Origin of the sequence: Escherichia coli (assembly GCF_036503815.1) — a bacterium.
Classification (GTDB): Bacteria; Pseudomonadota; Gammaproteobacteria; order Enterobacterales; family Enterobacteriaceae; genus Escherichia; species Escherichia coli_F.
In genome coordinates this window covers 709,617-729,828 of record NZ_AP027764.1, presented here as the reverse complement: position 1 = coordinate 729,828, position 20,212 = coordinate 709,617, and the positions used below count along the sequence as shown (strand labels likewise).

Here is a 20,212-nt window from a genome sequence, read left to right as displayed (position 1 = left end):
AATTATTTTACATACTGGATAATTTATGAGCTACCCGTCGCTGTTTGCCCCGCTTGATTTAGGTTTTACCACGTTAAAAAACCGCGTGTTGATGGGTTCAATGCACACCGGGCTGGAGGAATACCCGGACGGTGCCGAGCGGCTGGCGGCGTTTTATGCTGAACGCGCCCGTCACGGCGTGGCGCTGATCGTTAGCGGCGGTATTGCACCTGATTTAACAGGCGTTGGCATGGAAGGTGGCGCAATGCTCAACGATGCCAGCCAGATCCCACACCATCGCACCATTACCGAAGCGGTACATCAGGAAGGCGGCAAAATCGCCCTGCAAATTTTGCATACCGGACGCTACAGCTACCAGCCGCATCTGGTAGCGCCCTCCGCGTTGCAGGCCCCCATCAACCGTTTCGTTCCTCATGAACTCACCCATGAAGAGATCCTGCGACTGATCGACGATTTCGCCCGCTGCGCGCAACTGGCGCGGGAGGCCGGATACGATGGCGTAGAGGTGATGGGTTCCGAAGGGTATTTGATCAACGAGTTTCTGACTCTGCGCACCAACCAGCGTAGTGACCAGTGGGGCGGCGATTACCGCAACCGGATGCGGTTTGCCGTCGAAGTAGTGCGTGCGGTGCGCGAGCGCGTCGGCAACGACTTCATTATTATCTATCGGCTGTCGATGCTCGACCTGGTAGAAGGCGGCGGGACTTTTACCGAAACGGTAGAACTGGCGCAAGCCATTGAAGCGGCGGGCGCAACCATTATCAACACTGGAATAGGCTGGCATGAAGCGCGGATTCCGACCATCGCCACGCCAGTGCCGCGCGGCGCATTTAGCTGGGTCACACGCAAACTGAAAGGTCACGTCTCATTGCCGCTGGTGACCACCAACCGGATTAACGATCCGCAGGTTGCCGACGATATTCTCTCGCGCGGTGATGCCGATATGGTATCGATGGCGCGACCGTTTCTTGCTGATGCGGAGCTGCTGTCAAAAGCGCAATCGGGGCGAGCCGATGAGATCAACACCTGCATTGGCTGCAATCAGGCCTGTCTCGATCAGATCTTTGTCGGCAAGGTCACCTCGTGTCTGGTGAATCCTCGCGCCTGCCACGAAACCAAAATGCCGATCCTTCCCGCCGTGCAGAAAAAAAATCTGGCGGTGGTCGGCGCAGGTCCGGCGGGGCTGGCGTTTGCCATCAATGCGGCGGCGCGTGGTCATCAGGTAACGTTGTTTGATGCACATAGCGAGATCGGCGGGCAGTTTAATATCGCCAAACAGATCCCCGGCAAAGAGGAATTTTACGAAACATTGCGCTACTACCGCCGGATGATCGAAGTGACTGGCGTGACACTGAAACTTAATCACACCGTGACCGCAGATCAGTTAAAGGCGTTCGATGAAACGATCCTCGCCAGTGGGATCGTACCGCGCATTCCGCCCATCGACGGGATCGATCATCCGAAGGTGTTGAGTTATCTCGACGTACTGCGCGACAAAGCGCCGGTGGGCAACAACGTCGCCATCATTGGTTGTGGTGGGATTGGCTTTGATACAGCGATGTATTTGAGTCAGCCAGGGGAGTCCACCAGCCAGAATATCACCGAGTTTTGTAAAGAGTGGGGAATCGACAGTAGCCTGCAACAGGGTGGTGGGTTAAGCCCGCAAGGCATGCAGATCCCCCGTAGCCCGCGACAGATTGTGATGCTTCAACGCAAAGCCAGCAAACCAGGGCAAGGGTTGGGCAAAACTACGGGCTGGATCCATCGCACCACCCTGCTCTCACGAGGTGTAAAAATGATCCCAGGCGTAAGTTACCAGAAGATCGACGATGAAGGGCTGCATGTGGAGATCAACGGCGAAACGCAGATATTAGCCGTGGACAATGTGGTGATCTGCGCGGGGCAAGAACCAAACCGCACGCTGGCACAACCCTTAATCGATGCAGGAAAAACCGTGCATTTAATCGGCGGTTGCGATGTGGCTACGGAGCTGGACGCACGACGGGCGATCGCGCAGGGAACACGGCTGGCGCTGGAGATTTAAATCGTTGTTTGAAGCGCCGGATGCGACGCATCCGGCACGTCGCGTTAATCAATAAACAAGGCGGGAGAAATGCCGAATCGCGTTGCCAGTTTTTTAGCGTGTTCCAGCGTTAATTTCCTCTTCCCGCTCAAAACGCGTGACACCATCGATTTACTGCCAATTTCCGGCAGATCGGAAAGGGTTAAACCATATTGATCCATAAGGGTACGAATCACAGCTATACCGCCAGGCATGGCTTGAGCCATGGCATTAAATTCAGCAAATTCGGGCGCTGATTCTTCCCACGCGGTTATTTTGGCACACACCAGATCCAGCAAGGGGTTTTCAGGATCGTTGAGCAGCAGATGATCTACCAGTTCCAGCGCCTGGGTGTATTGTTCCTCGTTCTGAATACCCGCCAGAAAAGGTGCCACAGCAGTTAGCTTTTCTCCTGCTTGTAAGATGTCGGCAATCGCAATCATTTTTTCCCCTTAGTACGATGAACGGCGGTAAAGAAATCGTATTCTTTATGCGTCATAACTTCACGTATGTAGCACTTTTGCGATTCAAAAAAGACCATTGCTACAACACGTAATTCATTGCCCCCGACATTGAAAACATAATGCTTATCCAGATATTTGAAGTTATCCAGAGAAGGGAATACTGCTTTTAATGACTCAGGTTTTTTGAAATATCCCTTAGCAATCGTGTTCCCCAGAGCCACCAACTCCGTTTTATGTTGCGGGTATTTTTCCGCAGCATCTTTCAATGCTTTTTGAGTTATCAGGTGCATTCTTCATCACGTCCGTTGACAAATTGGCAACATGATAACATCCGTTGACAGATTGGCAACGGATGAATTTATCTGTGTGACGGAAGAATAAACGTAGAAAAACGCTAAACAAGAGAATGTAGAGGATGGTGACAGGGATTTTTTGTTTTATGGAAGCGCGATTCCAGAACTGGGCAGACATTGCCGGATGCGACGCTTGCCGCGTCTTATCCGACCTGGGGGTAATGTGCTGAACGTAGGCCGGATAAGGCGTTTACGCCGCATCCGGCAGGTAACTCCCAATCTTACCGACGACGCCCCAGTTTCACCGCTTTCAGCACCACAAATTTATTATTCGTAGCGATGGTGGTGCAATTGCCGAAAATTTTCTTCAGTTTATGGAAGTAATCCAGGTGACGGTTGGCAACGATATACAGCTCGCCGTTGATTTTCAGGCAGCGGCGCGCGTGGTGGAACATTTCCCAGGCAACGTTATCGGTCAGTGCATGTTGCTGGTGAAACGGCGGGTTGCAGAGCACAGCATTAAAGCGGAAAGGCTCCACGCCGGAGAGCGCGTTGTTGATCATAAACTCGCAGCGATCCAACGCCTCTGGCATGTTGGTTTCAACATTCAAACGGCTGGAAGCAACCGCCATCGGTGATTCATCGACAAACACCACTTTCGCCTGCGGGTTTTTATCAAGCAGCGTCAGGCCAATAACGCCGTTACCACAACCGAGATCGACAACCTCACCCTCGAGATTCTCTGGCAGATGCTGCATAAAGAAGCGCGCGCCAATATCAAGCCCGGTGCGTGAGAAGACATTCGCATGGTTGTGGATAGTCCAGTCAGTACCCTCCAGCTTCCAGCTAACGGTCTGCGGTGCATCAACCAGCGGCGGCTCGTTGAAAGTGCAGTTAATCAGGCGCGCTTTCTTCCATGCCAGCGTGGTGGTGGTCGGGCCGAGCACTTTTTCGAACAGTTCCAGCGTGGAGGTGTGAATGTCACGGGCTTTAGCACCGGCAATAATACGTGTATCCGGCGTGACCACGTTGCGCAATGCGCGCAGTTGCTGTTCCAGCAATGCCAGTGTTTTCGGCACTTTGATCAGCACTACGCCAGGCTGCTGCGGGTAGTCAGCGGTGCTATCGAGAAACTTCACGCTCGATTCATCAATCCCGTTGAGGCGTAAATTCTCGCGCGTCGCCAGTTCGCTGATGTATGAGTCGCCAATGCTGTACGGCTTATGTTCCGCCAGCGCACAACTTAACGCCCCAAAGGCATCATTCAGGATTAACACCGGGCCGCGGATTTCTGTGTCGTCCAACTGTTGCAGCAAATATTCATCTGCCGCTTCCCACGCCTGTAGCGGGTTAACGTCATCCGTCGCCGGAAAACGTTGTAGTGTCAGTGAACGGAAACCGTTGTCTAAGTGGCTCATCGGCCCTCCTGAATGATAAAATTTCGACGTTGCCCCTGAAAAGGGTGCGTGAGTATACCCTTTTTCTCTTTTTCGTGGGCGGTTATGAGCAATCTTACTTATCTTCAGGGTTATCCCGAACAGTTGCTTTCCCAGGTGCGCACGCTGATTAATGAACAGCGTCTGGGCGATGTGCTGGCAAAACGCTATCCAGGAACGCACGACTACGCCACCGATAAAGCCCTTTGGCAATATACTCAGGATCTGAAAAATCAGTTTCTGCGTAATGCTCCACCGATCAATAAAGTGATGTATGACAACAAGATCCATGTGCTGAAAAACGCGCTCGGGTTACATACCGCTGTTTCGCGTGTGCAGGGCGGCAAGCTGAAAGCAAAAGCAGAGATCCGCGTCGCTACCGTGTTTCGCAACGCGCCGGAACCGTTTTTGCGCATGATCGTGGTGCACGAGTTGGCGCACCTGAAGGAGAAAGAGCACAACAAAGCGTTTTACCAGTTGTGCTGTCATATGGAACCGCAGTACCACCAGCTTGAATTCGACACTCGTCTGTGGCTAACGCAGTTGTCGCTTGGGCAGGACAAAATCTGAAAATGATGTCAGGCGTTATCTTTTCTTCCTTTAGCGCCTAAAATCGACCTCCCCCCTTTCGTTAAGGATAACGACCATGCTGCGCGCCTTTACCCGCCTTCTTCTCCGTATTTGTTTTTCTCGCCGGACTCTAAAGCTTGGCTGTTTATTGTTGCTTATAGCAGGAGCGACCATTTTTATTGCCGATCGCGTTATGGTCAACGCCAGCAAGCAGCTGACCTGGAGCAATGTCAACGCCGTTCCGGCGCGTAACGTGGGTTTGTTGCTGGGAGCGAGGCCGGGTAATCGCTACTTTACCCGACGTATTGATACCGCAGCAGAGTTGTACCACGCCGGAAAAGTGAAATGGCTACTAGTGAGCGGCGATAACGGACGTAAAAATTACGATGAAGCCTCAGGCATGCAGCAGGCTTTGATCACTAAAGGCGTACCCGCAAAAGTCATCTTCTGCGACTATGCCGGATTCTCAACGCTTGATTCGGTGGTGCGTGCCAAAAAGGTGTTTGGTGAAAGCCATATCACTATTATTTCGCAAGAATTTCATAACCAACGCGCCATCTGGCTGGCAAAACAGTACGGCATCGATGCCATCGGGTTTAACGCACCAGACCTGAATATGAAACATGGTTTTTATACTCAGCTGCGGGAGAAACTCGCTCGCGTCAGCGCAGTGATTGACGCGAAAATCCTCCATCGACAGCCGAAATATCTCGGGCCGTCGGTCATGATTGGGCCGTTTAGCGAGCATGGCTGTCCGGCGAAAGAATAATGCGTATCTGCGCACGTCGAAGATGAAAAAGGCGTGCTACATTGACGGCAGAATCCCTTTATGGAGTATCCACGCGTTATGATACGTTTCGCTGTGATTGGCACGAACTGGATCACCCGCCAGTTCGTCGAGGCCGCCCATGAGAGCGGTAAATACAAGTTAACCGCTGTCTATTCCCGCAGCCTTGAACAGGCCCAGCACTTCGCCAATGATTTTTCTGTCGAGCATCTGTTTACATCGCTGGAAGCGATGGCAGAAAGCGATGCCATTGACGCGGTGTATATTGCCAGCCCGAATGCCCTGCATTTTTCCCAGACACAACTTTTCCTTAGCCATAAAATTCATGTGATTTGCGAGAAACCGCTGGCGTCGAATCTGGCGGAAGTGGATGCCGCCATTGCCTGTGCGCGGGAAAATCAGGTGGTGCTGTTTGAGGCATTTAAAACCGCCAGCCTGCCGAATTTCCATTTGTTACGGCAGGTACTGCCGAAAGTTGGCAAATTGCGTAAAGTCTTTTTCAACTATTGCCAATATTCCTCGCGATATCAACGTTATCTGGACGGCGAGAATCCCAACACCTTCAATCCGGTATTCTCCAACGGTTCAATTATGGATATCGGCTTTTACTGTCTGGCGTCGGCGGTGGCGTTATTTGGTGAACCGAAAAGCGTGCAGGCAACCGCCAGTTTGCTGGCAAGTGGTGTGGATGCCCACGGCGTGGTGGTGATGGATTACGGTGATTTCAGCGTTACCTTGCAGCACTCAAAGGTCAGTGATTCTGTGCTGGCAAGTGAGATTCAGGGCGAAGCGGGATCGCTGGTGATTGAAAAACTGTCTGAATGCCAGAAAGTTTGCTATGTGCCGCGCGGCAGCCAGATGCAGGATCTTACCCAACCGCAGCATATTAATACCATGCTGTACGAAGCAGAGCTGTTCGCTACCCTGGTGGATGAACATCTGGTAGATCATCCAGGGCTGGCGGTCAGTCGTATCACCGCCAGGCTGCTGACCGAGATCCGCCGCCAGACCGGGGTGATTTTTCCGGCAGATAGCGTAAAACTATAATAGCCAAAGTAAAACAGTGTAAAAGGGATGTAACAGACCATTGACTGACCGAATGGTCTGTCATACTTTGTTACCTGCAAAGGGGAGTAACTTCATTGCCGGTCGATCGTCATTACGATGTGTGAAAAACCACATCCGGTCACCGGGCAACCCGAAAGGAATACGCAGACGTATTCCTTTTTTGTTGTAAGTGAGACCTTGCCGGAAGGCGAGGTCTATGCATAAAAAGCAGCGGCTGACGTCTTCCGACGTTGGCCGTTTTTTTATGTGTAAGGAACTTCTATGAATACTGTCGGCACGCCGTTGCTATGGGGCGGATTCGCTGTTGTTGTCGTCATTATGCTGGCTATCGACCTGTTGTTGCAGGGGCGTCGCGGGGCACATGCCATGACCATGAAACAGGCTGCGGCCTGGTCGCTGGTCTGGGTGACGCTATCGTTACTGTTTAATGCCGCTTTCTGGTGGTATCTGGCGCAGACACAGGGGCGCGAAGTCGCGGACCCTCAGGCATTGGCCTTCCTCACGGGTTATCTGATTGAGAAATCACTGGCGGTCGATAACGTCTTCGTCTGGCTGATGTTGTTCAGCTATTTCTCTGTTCCGGCGGCATTACAACGCCGCGTGCTCGTGTATGGCGTACTCGGGGCGATTGTTCTGCGTACCATCATGATCTTCACTGGCAGCTGGCTGATTTCGCAGTTCGACTGGATCCTGTATATCTTCGGTGCCTTCCTGCTGTTTACTGGCGTGAAGATGGCGCTGGCTCATGAAGATGAATCAGGTATTGGTGACAAGCCGCTGGTGCGCTGGCTACGCGGTCATTTGCGCATGACCGACACCATCGACAACGAGCATTTCTTTGTGCGTAAGAATGGTTTGTTGTATGCCACGCCGCTGATGCTGGTACTGATTCTGGTGGAGTTGAGCGACGTGATTTTCGCCGTGGATAGCATTCCGGCTATCTTCGCCGTGACCACCGATCCGTTTATTGTGCTGACCTCAAACCTGTTTGCGATCCTCGGCCTGCGTGCGATGTATTTCCTGTTGGCGGGCGTAGCAGAACGTTTCTCGATGCTCAAATATGGTCTGGCGGTAATTCTGGTGTTTATCGGTATCAAGATGCTGATTGTCGATTTCTACCATATTCCGATCGCCGTTTCGCTGGGCGTGGTGTTTGGTATTCTGGTGATGACGTTTATTATCAACGCCTGGGTGAATTATCGGCATGATAAGCAGCGGGTGGGATAATTCGCTGTATATTAAGCCACTACGGGTGATAACTCCTTCCAGACAAAGATGAGCGATTAAGTATGTAACCGACTTATAGCTCTTTACAAAATGATCGCTTGGGTGTTACTGGCGTCAAAATCACCGAAGCGTTCCCTGGAGGCCGGGGCAGCGGCGATTGGCCGCTCCCTGCGCCAGTGACTTTCTATGGCATCGTACATCACAGGAGCGCAACAGTTCTCATATGCCAAATAGTTTTGCCTATATGTTATCTAATCAGTCTCAGCAGCCAGTCCTTCCGTCTGTTTATGTCAAACAAATGTAACCATTAAGTTGCAAAATATGACCTCTCTTTAAAATCCAGCATTTTTCTCTTCCCGAAGCTGTAACTTTCCTTATACTCGACCTTGCAAACACTTTGTTACATCCTGAAAGATGCGTCGACAGAACGCACCAGGGATGTGCGACAACACAATGAAAGGATCGAAAAATGACTACGCAACGTTCACCGGGGCTATTCCGGCGTCTGGCTCATGGCAGCCTGGTAAAACAAATCCTGGTCGGCCTTGTTCTGGGGATTCTTCTGGCATGGATCTCAAAACCGGCGGCTGAAGCTGTCGGTCTGTTAGGTACTTTGTTCGTTGGTGCCCTGAAAGCTGTAGCGCCGATTCTGGTGCTGATGCTGGTAATGGCATCTATTGCTAACCACCAGCACGGGCAGAAAACCAACATTCGCCCTATTCTGTTCCTCTATCTGCTGGGCACCTTCTCTGCTGCTCTGGCCGCGGTAGTCTTCAGCTTTGCCTTCCCTTCTACCCTGCACTTGTCCAGTAGCGCGAGTGATATTTCGCCACCGTCAGGCATTGTAGAAGTGATGCGTGGGCTGGTAATGAGCATGGTTTCCAACCCCATCGACGCGTTGCTGAAAGGTAACTACATCGGGATTCTGGTGTGGGCAATTGGCCTCGGTTTCGCACTGCGTCACGGTAACGAAACCACTAAAAACCTGGTCAATGATATGTCGAATGCCGTCACCTTTATGGTGAAACTGGTCATTCGCTTCGCACCGATCGGTATTTTTGGGTTGGTTTCTTCTACCCTGGCTACCACCGGTTTCTCCACCCTGTGGGGCTACGCGCAACTGCTGGTCGTGCTGGTTGGCTGTATGTTACTGGTGGCGCTGGTGGTTAACCCATTGCTGGTATGGTGGAAAATTCGTCGTAACCCGTTCCCGCTGGTGCTGCTGTGCCTGCGCGAAAGCGGCGTGTACGCCTTCTTCACCCGCAGCTCTGCGGCGAACATTCCGGTGAATATGGCTCTGTGTGAAAAGCTGAATCTGGATCGCGATACCTATTCCGTTTCTATTCCGCTAGGTGCAACGATCAATATGGCGGGCGCAGCAATCACCATTACCGTGTTGACGCTGGCTGCGGTTAATACGCTGGGTATTCCGGTCGATCTGCCCACAGCGCTGCTGTTGAGCGTAGTGGCTTCTCTGTGTGCCTGTGGCGCATCCGGCGTGGCGGGGGGGTCTTTGCTGCTGATCCCACTGGCCTGTAATATGTTCGGTATTTCGAACGATATCGCCATGCAGGTGGTTGCCGTCGGCTTTATCATCGGCGTATTGCAGGACTCTTGCGAAACCGCACTGAACTCTTCAACTGACGTGCTGTTCACTGCGGCAGCTTGCCAGGCAGAAGACGATCGTCTGGCAAATAGCGCCCTGCGTAATTAATTGTTTAACCCCTTTCGTCTACTGCGGAAGGGGTTGTTTTCTCTACTTTAAACGGATCAATTCCCCTTTTCTGCATCCGCCAGAAACGAATGATATTCAGGCCATTCATGAGCAGAAAACTCCCCTCAATCATCGTGCCGCCTATCGACCCCGCCCAGAAGTTGTGAATCACCCAGCAACACGTTGAAAACCACATTACGCAGCGCATGGTCAGCCCTTTACAGCGGAATAGCGCCCAGGTACTGACAATCGTGCCGATAACCGGCAATAGTTCGACAGGATGATGGAACTTCGCGAGGCCAATTCCGCCAGTCAGCACAATAAAAATCGCCATTACCCATAAGCTGCGCGTGCGTAAGGTAATCAGCGTACGAATGGCATTAAGAATGGCACTGGCACCAGCGGGATAGGTGCCCATAAGAAAAAAATGCACGCCAATAACGGCGCTATAGACCGAAAGCTGCTTTTTGAAGCGACGTTCGTCACGGTTGAAAAATGTTGTGATACCAATCAGAAAGGCGATGACACCCACGCCCTGGGCCAGCCAATACGCGGTCATGATAAATCCTTAGCAGGTATGGAAAAGCAAACGGCGCTTCACATTATGAAACGCCGTTTTTTATTAACAACTCATTTCGACTTTATAGCGTTACGCCGCTTTTAAAGATCGCCAGTTCACGGAAGTCGTTACGCTCGTTGCAGGTTTGCTTACCGTTGGCAAACTCAACGATGGTATCGATAAATTCTTCCAACAACTGCGGCATCGCTTTACCGTGGATCAGCTGACCCGCGTCAAAGTCGATCCAGTGTTTTTTCTTCGCCGCCAGTTCACTGTTGGTGGCGATTTTCACCGTTGGCACAAATCCACCATACGGCGTACCACGACCCGTACTGAACAGCACCATATGGCAGCCCGCACCCGCCAGGGCGCTGGTCGCTACGGCATCGTTACCCGGCGCACTTAACAAGTTCAGCCCCGGCGTTTTCAGACGCTCGCCGTAACGCAGCACGTCAACCACGACGCTGGAACCCGCTTTTTGGGTACAGCCAAGTGATTTGTCTTCCAGCGTGGTGATACCGCCCGCTTTGTTCCCCGGCGATGGGTTTTCGTAGATCGGCTGGTCATGGGCAATAAAGTACTGCTTGAAGTCATTGACCATGGTGACCAGTTTTTCAAACGTTGCTTCGTCACGACAATGGTCCATCAGCAACTGCTCTGCGCCGAACATCTCCGGCACTTCGGTCAGTACGGTAGTACCACCGTTAGCAATCACGTAGTCAGAGAAACGCCCCAGCATCGGGTTAGCAGTAATACCAGAAAGACCGTCAGAACCACCGCACTCCAGACCAAACTTCAGTTCGCTGAGTTTGCCTGGCTCACGTTTGTCGTTGCGCATTACGTTATACAACTGATGCAAATGCGCGATCCCGGCTTCGATCTCATCATCCTGCTGTTGGCAGATCATGAAATGAACTCGTTCAGGATCGATATCGCCCAGCGTTTCACGGAATGCGGCAACCTGGTTGTTTTCACAACCCAGGCCAATCACCAGCACTGCGCCCGCGTTCGGGTGGCGCACCATATTTTGCAGCATGGTGCGGGTATTGATGTGATCGTCGCCCAGCTGCGAGCAGCCGTAGGTGTGGCTGAAGAGGAACACGCCGTCAGTACCTTCGGCGTTGTTGGTCTCTTTCAGGAAACGGTTCTGGATCTGCCGCGCGATGCCGTTAACACAACCCACGGTTGGCAGGATCCACAGCTCATTACGCACCCCGACATCGCCGTTCGCGCGACGATAGATCTGCACTTCACGATCTGCCGCTTGCGCAGGCAGATCCTGAAAATCAGGTTGATAGCGATACTGATCCAGATCGCTCAGATTCGTGCGCGTATTGTGGGCGTGAACGTGTTCCCCCGCCGCAATATCCGCCAATGCATAACCAATCGGCAGGCCATATTTAATGACGTTGGCCCCTTTTGCGATATCCGTTAACGCAAATTTATGTCCACGAGCAACATCCTGGCGCAGCGTAACAGTTTGGTTGTCGACACTGACTTCTGTGCCTTCCGCCAAATCTGCTAAAGCAACCGCGACGTTATCCAGCGCATGGATCTTGATGTATTGCATATCAACCCCAGACCTTAGTTCAGTTCAATGGCGAAGTAGTCACGCGCATTGTTAAAGCAAATATTTTTCACCATCTCGCCCAGCAGGTTGATGTCCGCCGGTGCTTCGCCCGCTTCCACCCAGCGGCCAATCATCTGGCACAGAATGCGGCGGAAGTATTCGTGACGGGTGTATGACAGGAAGCTACGGCTGTCAGTCAGCATACCGACAAAGCGGCTCAGCAGACCGAGCTGCGCCAGTTGGGTCATCTGACGTTCCATACCGTCTTTCTGATCGTTAAACCACCAGCCGGAACCGAACTGCATTTTGCCCGGCATACCTTCGCCCTGGAAGTTACCGATCATGGTGCCCAGCACTTCGTTATCGCGCGGGTTCAGGCAGTAGAGAATGGTTTTCGGCAGCAGGTTTTCTTCGTTCTGCTTGCTCAGCAGCTTAGACAGTTCTTCCGCCATCGGACGGTCGTTGATGGAGTCAAAGCCTACATCCGGCCCCAGCAGTTTGAACTGACGCAAGTTGTTATTACGCAGTGCGCCAATGTGGTACTGCTGTACCCAGCCGCGACGTGCATATTCAGCGCCAAGGAACACCAGCACCGCAGTTTTGAACTGTGCCACTTCGTGCTCGCTCAGGGTTTCGCCTGCCAGACGGCGCGCCAGAATGCTATCCAGTTCCGCTTCGTTCGCTTCGGCAAACATCACCACGTCCAGCGCATGATCAGACACTTTACAGCCGTGAGCGGCGAAGTGATCCAGACGCTTGGTCAGGGCAGTTTGCAGGTCAGCAAAACGACGGATGTCGGTATCAGAGACTTCACCCAGCTTCGCCATGTAGTCGTTAAAGGTCGCCTGTTCGATGTTGAAGGCTTTGTCCGGACGCCAGCTCGGTAGCACTTTAATGGTGAAAGAGCCGTCTTTGGCGATCTCAGCGTGATGCTCCAGTGAATCGATCGGGTCATCGGTAGTGCCGACCATTTTCACGTTCATCTGCTGCATGATGCCGCGCGCAGAGAAATTATCCTGCGCCAGCAGTTCGTTACATTCGTTCCAGATTTCGTCAGCGGTAGACGGGGAAAGCAATTTGCCGGTAATACCAAATGGACGACGCAGTTCGAGGTGCGTCCAGTGGTATAACGGGTTGCCGATAGTGTGCGGAACGGTCGCCGCCCAGGCGTCAAATTTTTCACGGTCAGACGCATCACCTGTACACAGACGCTCAGCCACGCCATTAGTGCGCATAGCACGCCATTTGTAGTGATCACCTTTCAGCCAGATGTCATACAGGTTTTTAAAACGATAATCTTCCGCAATCTGCTGCGGCGGCAAATGGCAATGGTAATCGAAAATCGGCTGGTCTTTTGCGTAGTCGTGATACAGACGGCGGGCAAATTCGGTATCTAACAGGAAATCTTCAGTCATAAACGGAGTCATTTTCGTCTTCCTCTCAACGAGTGAGCTAGCTTGCTTATGGTGCGATGCTGACAAAGTTATCACACCAATTTCCAGAGTCCGAAGATATTTTCGTGAGATAGATCAATAAACGTAGTTAAAAAAATTACTCTCAAAGTGGTAAATCTCGCTGCAAGCCGCGCCAGTACTGGCCTCGCTGTCATCAGGTAATGTCCCTACAAATATTCCCACATTTGTGATGGCTCTCACCTTTTAAAGTTGTATGACAAGTTATCTTTCTGCCGTCGCAAATCATAAGTCGACGGAATGCAAATTGCCGATTCATTCATTTGTTAGATAAATCGGGTTAACCGGTACGGAAGCCGAATTAGCACGAAACTTTCATGGCAACGTTCGGGGCGTGCCGGTTTTTTTTCGGTTACCCGGTCGTAACTAACATCTTCAGCCTCTGGCGGGATGATGGCCGCGCTTCCTGCGGATATAACAAAACGATGAGGTTTTACATGCGTAAAATTAAAGGGTTACGTTGGTATATGATCGCACTGGTGACGCTCGGCACCGTGCTTGGTTACCTGACGCGTAACACTGTGGCGGCAGCTGCGCCAACTCTGATGGAAGAGTTAAACATCTCCACCCAACAGTATTCCTATATCATCGCAGCCTATTCTGCTGCTTATACGGTCATGCAACCGGTAGCAGGTTATGTACTGGATGTGCTGGGTACGAAAATCGGTTACGCAATGTTTGCTGTACTGTGGGCTGTGTTCTGTGGCGCAACCGCGCTGGCAGGTAGCTGGGGTGGCCTGGCGGTTGCTCGTGGTGCGGTAGGTGCTGCAGAGGCGGCGATGATCCCGGCGGGTCTGAAAGCCAGTTCCGAATGGTTCCCGGCAAAAGAGCGTTCCATCGCGGTCGGCTACTTTAACGTAGGTTCTTCGATTGGTGCCATGATTGCGCCGCCGCTGGTGGTATGGGCAATCGTGATGCACAGCTGGCAGATGGCATTTATCATCTCCGGTGCGTTGAGCTTTATCTGGGCGATGGCATGGCTGATTTTCTACAAGCATCCGCGCGACCAGAAACATCTGACCGATGAAGAACGTGACTACATTATTAATGGTCAGGAAGCCCAGCACCAGGTTGACACAGCGAAGAAAATGTCCGTTGGTCAGATCCTGCGTAACCGTCAGTTCTGGGGTATCGCGCTACCGCGTTTCCTGGCTGAACCGGCCTGGGGTACTTTTAACGCGTGGATCCCGCTGTTCATGTTTAAAGTTTACGGCTTTAACCTGAAAGAGATCGCGATGTTCGCCTGGATGCCGATGCTGTTTGCTGACCTTGGTTGTATCCTCGGTGGTTACCTGCCGCCGCTGTTCCAGCGTTGGTTTGGCGTGAACCTGATCGTTTCCCGTAAGATGGTAGTAACGCTGGGTGCGGTGCTGATGATTGGCCCAGGTATGATCGGTCTGTTCACTAACCCGTATGTCGCGATTATGCTGCTGTGTATCGGTGGTTTTGCTCACCAGGCCCTGTCTGGCGCACTGATTACGCTCTCTTCTGACGTGTTCGGTCGTAACGAAGTGGCGACGGCGAACGGTTTAACCGGGATGTCCGCATGGCTGGCAAGTACGCTGTTTGCACTGGTAGTCGGTGCACTGGCTGACACCATCGGCTTCAGCCCGCTGTTCGCAGTTCTGGCAGTATTCGACCTGCTGGGTGCGCTGGTTATCTGGACTGTGTTGCAGAACAAACCGGCGATTGAGGTGGCGCAGGAATCACATAACGATCCCGCACCGCAACATTAAGGCTTAACGTAAGTTGTAATGACGAAGCCGCCAGTTCAGGCGGCTTCGTTGTTTGTAGAGAAAAAACCGTTTATCCGGCTTACAGGATTAATTGATAGTTGGCAAGGATGGGGTAAATATTACCGACAATTTACCCATGTAATATCCAGCCTGTTTTGCCGTCACATTAAATTTATCCACCACCAACGTCAGTGGTGTGGGGACACACATCACTGCGTAACGAATGCCGGGCAACACTACCGGACGTACTCGTTTAAGATTGATGTTGTTCCAGACGATACTTTCATTGTTGCGCACGTCGATTTGCCCGCCAGTCTCCGGGTTAGACATTTTGACGCGATAGTCGATACGTTCCGCTGCGTCAGTAGACGTGCCTCCCTGACGATATATGGAGAATTCACCATTGTTGCGCCCCGCCGCCGCGCGCCCCTCATCTTTTAGCAAGATTTCATAGCTGAGGCCATTACCGTTAAAACCGTCATACAGGCACATATCCAGCATGGTCAGGTCTTGTGCGTAATTGCTGCCATTGACGCTGCCCGTAGGATGTAAATCTAATTGCACACGCGGCGTGGCATGCGCAAACTCAGGAAAGAAGACGTCTATATGATTGGGGTCGAGGGTATTCAGGGTAATATCCGCAAAATAGTCCTGTGAAGGGCTATTCAAATGTAATTTCACTGACCCTTTCCAGACGCCACCGATCGGTAGCTTCTTCATTTCAGCCTGTTCAAGGTAAAGTGTGAGTTGTCTCCTGTCCGCGCCATATGTGCCCGTGTTATCTCTACAATTCCACCCGGTGGAATCAGTAAGAGGGAGTTGTTTGGCATACCCTTCACAATCTGAACCGACTCTCGATGTTCGTGCAGATATGTATCCTTTAAGTTTTACCGGCCAACGCATACCACTGCGCTGTTCTGTCATATAGATTTGAACTGTGGACATGTTAGAGCTGCTGGTACAGGTTTGCTGTAAATTAGAGAATGCACATAGATAAGACGCATACTTATTTTTTGCTGGTGGTTCTTCTCGATTCCAGAAGTAATAATTTGCTCTTCCTGATGCTAAATCATATGTCACTTCTGCAGTGACAACAGGCGCAGACTGGGCATACTGAGCGGAGAAAAACATCCCCCAAATACCTGCAATCAATCGCTTTCTCATGGTGCAACCTCCCTTTACGCCGTTTGTACGTTTCCGCGTAATTTAGGCTGTTTTAACTGTGCCTGAACCTGAATAGACTCCGGTAATTGCGAATAACTCACGACGCTGCAAGTCACAACCCCGCTGTAGCGAATGCTGGCGCGTTTCTTCACAACACTCAGTGGACACTTAAGGAAATGCTGTCCGGAAAGCAGATACAGATCTTTTTCACTACCGCTAATCTCAAGTGTAAATCCACCGTCTTCAGCCACCAGTAACATGGCGCTGTTCAGACCAACCAGCGGGAATTTCTCTACTGATGCGGGCAATAACAAGCGACCGATATAGTTGTAATTAAAGCTGGCAGACACTTCGCGATAGCGCAGCTTGCCCGGTAACAACATTAATTCACGATTTCCAGCACCGTTAATGATGTTGGTTGTCCCTTGCTGATCGCCCTGGCTGCTATCGTTAACTTCCACAAAACCCGACTGGAACCCGGCGTACGGAAACAATACGCTGTCATTTTGACCAAGTTGCAATGTTCTGCTGCCCGCCACTCGCGCTTCGAGTTGCAGCTCCTGACTCTGTTCATCCTGCTCAGAGAAACCTTTCACATCCACCAACACCGCACCCAGCAAATCATCTGAGCCGCTGGCCCCCACATTAATGCCATAGCGACTCACCGCTAGTGTGGAACTATATGTACCGGTAAAGGCTGAGATATGATCATGATTCTGGCGATCATAACTGTCCGAAACAGTAGCGTAGACATTTCCATATTGACCATCCCAACGCCCATTAACCGCGCTGTTTATGGTATCGGTGTTCAGACCGCCGACGGTCACGCCAAGCTCTTTATGGCTGAATGAGTCGTTATAAAAGGTATGAGATAACTGCCATGACGTTTGATCGCCATCCTGATCGCTATAACGATAGTCAGTAGAAACATTGGTTAAATAGCTGTTGTTATTGCTATCCATCGTTGGCGTATCAGATAACGAAAACGATAAGTACAAGCCGTTATCGTCGTTATCATCCCCATTGTCATTACGATGGAAAACACCAACAGTAGTACTCAAAATCCAGTCACGCATCACGAAAGCGCGGGAAGCACTGAGTTGTAAAGTTTCGGAAATACTTTGCGCCGTCGTCTGGCGAAGATAGTTATTTTCAAAGCTCTGCTGTTTGTCCCAACGCAGATTGTCATTCGTGTTATTTTGCGTACGGGTATAACCCAGCATCATGTTCCAGCCTACAAGATTCTGTGAAATCGTCGCGGAGATGCTTTCATAACAGCTTAAGGCGTTGTAGCTTTCTCGGTTGTCGGTTGTACAAACATCACCATCAGAGTTGGTACGATAAAAGCCCAATGTCGGCCATCCCGATTGACTCCAGTTAGCCTGTTGCATATCACCTTTGCCACCATCATCGTTACGGAACACGCTGGCGTTGATGATTAGATTCCCTGCCACGCCTAAATCTGCTGTCCAGTTATTGCCTAACTCGAAGGCACTAACATCATCTGCATTCGCCAGCCCTGCATAGAGCTCATATTGCGGATGTAATGGCAGGCGCACACCCAGCTGATAAGCCGAACTTTCATCATCAGAAGCTTGAGATGTGGTTTTCCCCGCCTGTAAAAACCACTGGGCATTTCCGTCTGTCAGACCGCCGGTTTTGGTAAATGGCACGAGCTCAGTGCGGGTGAGTTGGTTATTTTCATAGACTTTTAACGCCACGCTGTAACTGCCTGGCGGAAAGGAATTGGTATCAATAAATTGCGAACCGCTATTGAGGTAAAACGACCCCAAAAGTTGTTCATTACGATAAGCATCAACACGTGAATTGCGCGAAAGCAAAACCATTACCGGGGTTCCCTGCTGGCTTTGCGTCTGGTTTAAATAACTGAGCGTCGACCCGATACGCATTCCGTCGATTGCACCGAGTGGCAGAAAGTTAAACGTAAAGTTACCACCTTGTGCATTAAATAATGTGCGGTTGTCCATCCGCCCCGCCTGCACATAATAACGACGTAAAAAATCGTAGCGATAATAGAGATCGCTGACATCAGCATTACTGTCACTGATATCATCACCATCATAACCGTTGAAATTCCAGTGGGCGCCAATATAACTATTTTCTGTTATTCCCTGCGCACCATTACCTTGAATTGACAACGATTGGTAATCGTCCTGTACCAGCAAATTAATGTCTTGCTGATGTATAAACGCGTTAACCGTATTTTTGTCAGGATTTAAATACAATAATTTCGTATCAAATGCAGAACTCCATTGCGGATTGAGAAAGAGCGTTGCTGAACTTTCCTCATCATTGAAGATTATTTCTACCGTCTCAGTATTAAGAAAACCACAGCCTGAATCAGTACGTACAAAGCCACAAGCCAGTTCACCATGGCGAGCTAACGGTTGCGATAGTTTTTCTTTCACTGTACGTGCGATTTTTTGATCGTCGGTATTCAATTCCAGTTTACTGTATAAACTCGATGAGTCCAGAAATGTTATGGTATCAAGATTAACCATTGCATAGTATTTACCGAGACTTTTCCCTGCAAAATAAACCTCGATATACTCCTGCTGTCCTTGAGCAATAATCTCGAAACCAGCGGGGATTTTTGTTAATGTTGCCTTTGCCGGGCTGATACTCGCCAGGATCAAAAGAGCCAGTAGTTTTTTATCCATGGCAGTCCTGTAATCCATAATAAATACTAAAATAGTTAAAAGAAGGGAGGAATTTCCTCCCTTTACTACATGTTAATTCTGTTATTAGGATTAGATATCCTGGGACAGATAAATGCTGACTACGCCACTGTAAATACCTGTTTCCAGAACACCTTTGGTGGCTTGAGCAAACATCAGTGGTTTAGCCAGCGAACCGTTAGTTAACGCATCGGAAGCAAAGATTTTTGTTGCAGTAAAAGTGGTTGCCGCATCAGCTTTAATCTCTTCACCGCCCCAGGTTACAGTCAGCGGAACAACTTTAGTAGCGTCCAGGCTTTGAACCAGTTGTGCAGGAGAAACTAACTGCATTTTCACGTCTTTGGTCGTGTCATTTGACCAGATTTTGGTCATTAACTGGTAAGATTGCAGGCCCTGCCCCGGCAGATATTGCATTTCAACTGCTTTCGGCAGTGCGCTGTTATCTGTCTGAGTCATATCCAGAGCAGCATCAACGTTGGCAGTAACAGTGATATCTTTTTGTACTGCTAATGCAGAACCTGCAACGGAAAACATTGCCGCTACCAGAAGAGATTTTGCGAATACCTTTTTCATTACTATTCCTTTGTTTATTACAATGATAATTAATGAACCGCCAGTTCAAACTCGCCATTGTCCTTGGTGATCCAGTTATTATATTTGACAACGATTTTATCGTAGCCAGATATGCCTTCTAAACTTCTTTCCTGACCAGGGAAAATGTTTTTATTGACGGTCTGTATCTTGCAATTATTTTTACTATTATTTTTACAATAAGCGATCGTTAAAATTTTCAAGCGCTGATTCCCTGCATTTAATAATTTTTGGGCAGGGCTTACTTCTAACTTAGCAATAGGTTGCTGAGGTGGAACACTAACAACAATCCCCCAAATTAAATTAACTGTTAACTGCATAGAGAGATCTTTTTTATCCGTGGCAACGTCATCAATACTGGGAACCGCTTCAAATTTAACGCGATAGTTTTTCTCTTTTTGCTCTGGTTCCATCGCGACAAAGCGCACGGTTTTGCTACTACCGGCTGGTAAGGCGAATTTGGGTGGCATCACAACCAGATGATTTGCATCACCGGATTTAATCTCAACTTCATTTTCCTGAGGCGTCGATGGATTATCGATACGGAATACTGTCGCCTTAATATACTGAACTTCATTACTTTTAGATATAACGCGAACGTTGCCTTCACCCAGGCTATTAATGGAAACAGCCATAGGATAAACAGTCATATTTGACTGTGCAAAAAAAGGAGCGAACACGAATAAAAGCGGCGTAAGCCGTGATAAGAAGTTAATTTTCGCCACCATATAAATTTGATCTTACAATATTGTTTCCAAAAAGTTAGTGCATTAGAAATGTAGACCTATTGTAAGTCAATA

General features: G+C 50.1%; 17 protein-coding genes. 7 read left to right on the top strand and 10 right to left on the bottom strand.

Annotated features, from left to right (window positions below; all coding sequences use genetic code 11):
- Window positions 1-25 precede the first annotated feature (25 nt).
- On the top strand, window positions 26-2,044 hold the full coding sequence (fadH, locus tag AABJ99_RS03520; RefSeq protein ID WP_039021361.1) for an NADPH-dependent 2,4-dienoyl-CoA reductase: 2,019 nt from the start codon (window positions 26-28) through the stop codon (window positions 2,042-2,044).
- Between the two features lie 44 nt (window positions 2,045-2,088).
- Here fadH and higA read toward each other — a convergent pair whose 3' ends face one another.
- The 3 genes from higA to rlmG all read right to left on the bottom strand — a co-directional run bounded on the left by higA (window position 2,089) and on the right by rlmG (window position 4,237).
- Window positions 2,089-2,505, bottom strand: a complete 417-nt coding sequence (higA, locus tag AABJ99_RS03515; protein ID WP_000560266.1) for a type II toxin-antitoxin system antitoxin HigA — start codon at window positions 2,503-2,505, stop codon at window positions 2,089-2,091.
- The gene (gene higB, locus AABJ99_RS03510) at window positions 2,502-2,816 is read right to left on the bottom strand and encodes a type II toxin-antitoxin system toxin HigB (RefSeq protein WP_000550189.1); all 315 of its coding nucleotides are present in this window, start codon (window positions 2,814-2,816) and stop codon (window positions 2,502-2,504) included. Before higB ends, higA begins: the two co-directional genes overlap by 4 nt.
- Before the next feature lie 284 nt (window positions 2,817-3,100).
- Window positions 3,101-4,237 carry a 23S rRNA (guanine(1835)-N(2))-methyltransferase RlmG gene (gene rlmG / locus AABJ99_RS03505; RefSeq protein WP_039021360.1) on the bottom strand — a complete coding sequence of 379 codons (1,137 nt, stop codon included), beginning with the start codon at window positions 4,235-4,237 and terminating at the stop codon, window positions 3,101-3,103.
- Window positions 4,238-4,321: 84 nt separating this feature from the next.
- Between rlmG and ygjP the strand changes: the two genes are divergently transcribed.
- The 5 genes from ygjP to sstT all read left to right on the top strand — a co-directional run bounded on the left by ygjP (window position 4,322) and on the right by sstT (window position 9,621).
- Entirely contained in the window at window positions 4,322-4,825 is a 504-nt protein-coding gene (gene ygjP, locus AABJ99_RS03500; protein ID WP_001295542.1) for a M48 family metallopeptidase, read from the top strand.
- A 76-nt stretch (window positions 4,826-4,901) separates the two neighbouring features.
- Entirely contained in the window at window positions 4,902-5,594 is a 693-nt protein-coding gene (gene ygjQ / locus AABJ99_RS03495; protein WP_039021359.1) for a SanA/YdcF family protein, read from the top strand.
- Between the two features lie 78 nt (window positions 5,595-5,672).
- Window positions 5,673-6,659 carry a Gfo/Idh/MocA family protein gene (gene ygjR / locus AABJ99_RS03490; RefSeq protein ID WP_039021415.1) on the top strand — a complete coding sequence of 329 codons (987 nt, stop codon included), beginning with the start codon at window positions 5,673-5,675 and terminating at the stop codon, window positions 6,657-6,659.
- 282 nt (window positions 6,660-6,941) lie between these two features.
- Window positions 6,942-7,907 (top strand): TerC family membrane protein Alx, encoded by a 966-nt coding sequence (alx, locus tag AABJ99_RS03485; protein WP_001098830.1) that lies wholly within the window; start codon window positions 6,942-6,944, stop codon window positions 7,905-7,907.
- A 469-nt stretch (window positions 7,908-8,376) separates the two neighbouring features.
- Window positions 8,377-9,621 (top strand): serine/threonine transporter SstT, encoded by a 1,245-nt coding sequence (gene sstT / locus AABJ99_RS03480; protein ID WP_000211662.1) that lies wholly within the window; start codon window positions 8,377-8,379, stop codon window positions 9,619-9,621.
- A 4-nt stretch (window positions 9,622-9,625) separates the two neighbouring features.
- On the opposite strand, the gene ygjV is transcribed toward sstT, so the two are convergent.
- From ygjV to uxaC, 3 genes are all read right to left on the bottom strand, one after another.
- On the bottom strand, window positions 9,626-10,180 hold the full coding sequence (gene ygjV, locus AABJ99_RS03475; protein WP_039021358.1) for a YgjV family protein: 555 nt from the start codon (window positions 10,178-10,180) through the stop codon (window positions 9,626-9,628).
- Window positions 10,181-10,262: 82 nt separating this feature from the next.
- A complete protein-coding gene (gene uxaA / locus AABJ99_RS03470) occupies window positions 10,263-11,750 on the bottom strand; it encodes an altronate dehydratase (RefSeq protein ID WP_001199369.1) in 1,488 nt (495 codons plus the stop codon).
- A gap of 14 nt (window positions 11,751-11,764) precedes the next feature.
- Window positions 11,765-13,177 (bottom strand): glucuronate isomerase, encoded by a 1,413-nt coding sequence (gene uxaC / locus AABJ99_RS03465; RefSeq protein ID WP_000187442.1) that lies wholly within the window; start codon window positions 13,175-13,177, stop codon window positions 11,765-11,767.
- A 482-nt stretch (window positions 13,178-13,659) separates the two neighbouring features.
- On the opposite strand from uxaC, the gene exuT reads away from it, so the two are divergent.
- The gene (gene exuT, locus AABJ99_RS03460) at window positions 13,660-14,958 is read left to right on the top strand and encodes a hexuronate transporter ExuT (RefSeq protein WP_001298326.1); all 1,299 of its coding nucleotides are present in this window, start codon (window positions 13,660-13,662) and stop codon (window positions 14,956-14,958) included.
- An 87-nt stretch (window positions 14,959-15,045) separates the two neighbouring features.
- Here the strand turns inward: exuT and AABJ99_RS03455 are convergent, their stop codons facing one another.
- The 4 genes from AABJ99_RS03455 to AABJ99_RS03440 form a co-directional block, all read right to left on the bottom strand.
- Window positions 15,046-16,122 carry a CfaE/CblD family pilus tip adhesin gene (locus AABJ99_RS03455; protein WP_039021357.1) on the bottom strand — a complete coding sequence of 359 codons (1,077 nt, stop codon included), beginning with the start codon at window positions 16,120-16,122 and terminating at the stop codon, window positions 15,046-15,048.
- A 14-nt stretch (window positions 16,123-16,136) separates the two neighbouring features.
- Window positions 16,137-18,803 carry a TcfC E-set like domain-containing protein gene (locus AABJ99_RS03450; RefSeq protein WP_039021356.1) on the bottom strand — a complete coding sequence of 889 codons (2,667 nt, stop codon included), beginning with the start codon at window positions 18,801-18,803 and terminating at the stop codon, window positions 16,137-16,139.
- 90 nt (window positions 18,804-18,893) lie between these two features.
- The gene (locus tag AABJ99_RS03445) at window positions 18,894-19,394 is read right to left on the bottom strand and encodes a CS1 type fimbrial major subunit (protein ID WP_032185169.1); all 501 of its coding nucleotides are present in this window, start codon (window positions 19,392-19,394) and stop codon (window positions 18,894-18,896) included.
- 29 nt (window positions 19,395-19,423) lie between these two features.
- A complete protein-coding gene (locus AABJ99_RS03440; protein ID WP_148787588.1) occupies window positions 19,424-20,140 on the bottom strand; it encodes a fimbria/pilus periplasmic chaperone in 717 nt (238 codons plus the stop codon).
- Between the last annotated feature and the right edge of the window lie 72 nt (window positions 20,141-20,212).

Excerpts from the sequence above, each read along its gene's own strand:
- fadH (WP_039021361.1), top strand. The coding sequence starts at position 26 with ATGAGCTACCCGTCGCTGTTTGCCCCGCTTGATTTAGGTTTTACCACG.
- higA (WP_000560266.1), bottom strand. The coding sequence starts at position 2,505 with ATGATTGCGATTGCCGACATCTTACAAGCAGGAGAAAAGCTAACTGCT.
- higB (WP_000550189.1), bottom strand. The coding sequence starts at position 2,816 with ATGCACCTGATAACTCAAAAAGCATTGAAAGATGCTGCGGAAAAATAC.
- rlmG (WP_039021360.1), bottom strand. The coding sequence starts at position 4,237 with ATGAGCCACTTAGACAACGGTTTCCGTTCACTGACACTACAACGTTTT.
- ygjP (WP_001295542.1), top strand. The coding sequence starts at position 4,322 with ATGAGCAATCTTACTTATCTTCAGGGTTATCCCGAACAGTTGCTTTCC.
- ygjQ (WP_039021359.1), top strand. The coding sequence starts at position 4,902 with ATGCTGCGCGCCTTTACCCGCCTTCTTCTCCGTATTTGTTTTTCTCGC.
- ygjR (WP_039021415.1), top strand. The coding sequence starts at position 5,673 with ATGATACGTTTCGCTGTGATTGGCACGAACTGGATCACCCGCCAGTTC.
- alx (WP_001098830.1), top strand. The coding sequence starts at position 6,942 with ATGAATACTGTCGGCACGCCGTTGCTATGGGGCGGATTCGCTGTTGTT.
- sstT (WP_000211662.1), top strand. The coding sequence starts at position 8,377 with ATGACTACGCAACGTTCACCGGGGCTATTCCGGCGTCTGGCTCATGGC.
- ygjV (WP_039021358.1), bottom strand. The coding sequence starts at position 10,180 with ATGACCGCGTATTGGCTGGCCCAGGGCGTGGGTGTCATCGCCTTTCTG.
- uxaA (WP_001199369.1), bottom strand. The coding sequence starts at position 11,750 with ATGCAATACATCAAGATCCATGCGCTGGATAACGTCGCGGTTGCTTTA.
- uxaC (WP_000187442.1), bottom strand. The coding sequence starts at position 13,177 with ATGACTCCGTTTATGACTGAAGATTTCCTGTTAGATACCGAATTTGCC.
- exuT (WP_001298326.1), top strand. The coding sequence starts at position 13,660 with ATGCGTAAAATTAAAGGGTTACGTTGGTATATGATCGCACTGGTGACG.
- AABJ99_RS03455 (WP_039021357.1), bottom strand. The coding sequence starts at position 16,122 with ATGAGAAAGCGATTGATTGCAGGTATTTGGGGGATGTTTTTCTCCGCT.
- AABJ99_RS03450 (WP_039021356.1), bottom strand. The coding sequence starts at position 18,803 with ATGGATAAAAAACTACTGGCTCTTTTGATCCTGGCGAGTATCAGCCCG.
- AABJ99_RS03445 (WP_032185169.1), bottom strand. The coding sequence starts at position 19,394 with ATGAAAAAGGTATTCGCAAAATCTCTTCTGGTAGCGGCAATGTTTTCC.
- AABJ99_RS03440 (WP_148787588.1), bottom strand. The coding sequence starts at position 20,140 with ATGGTGGCGAAAATTAACTTCTTATCACGGCTTACGCCGCTTTTATTC.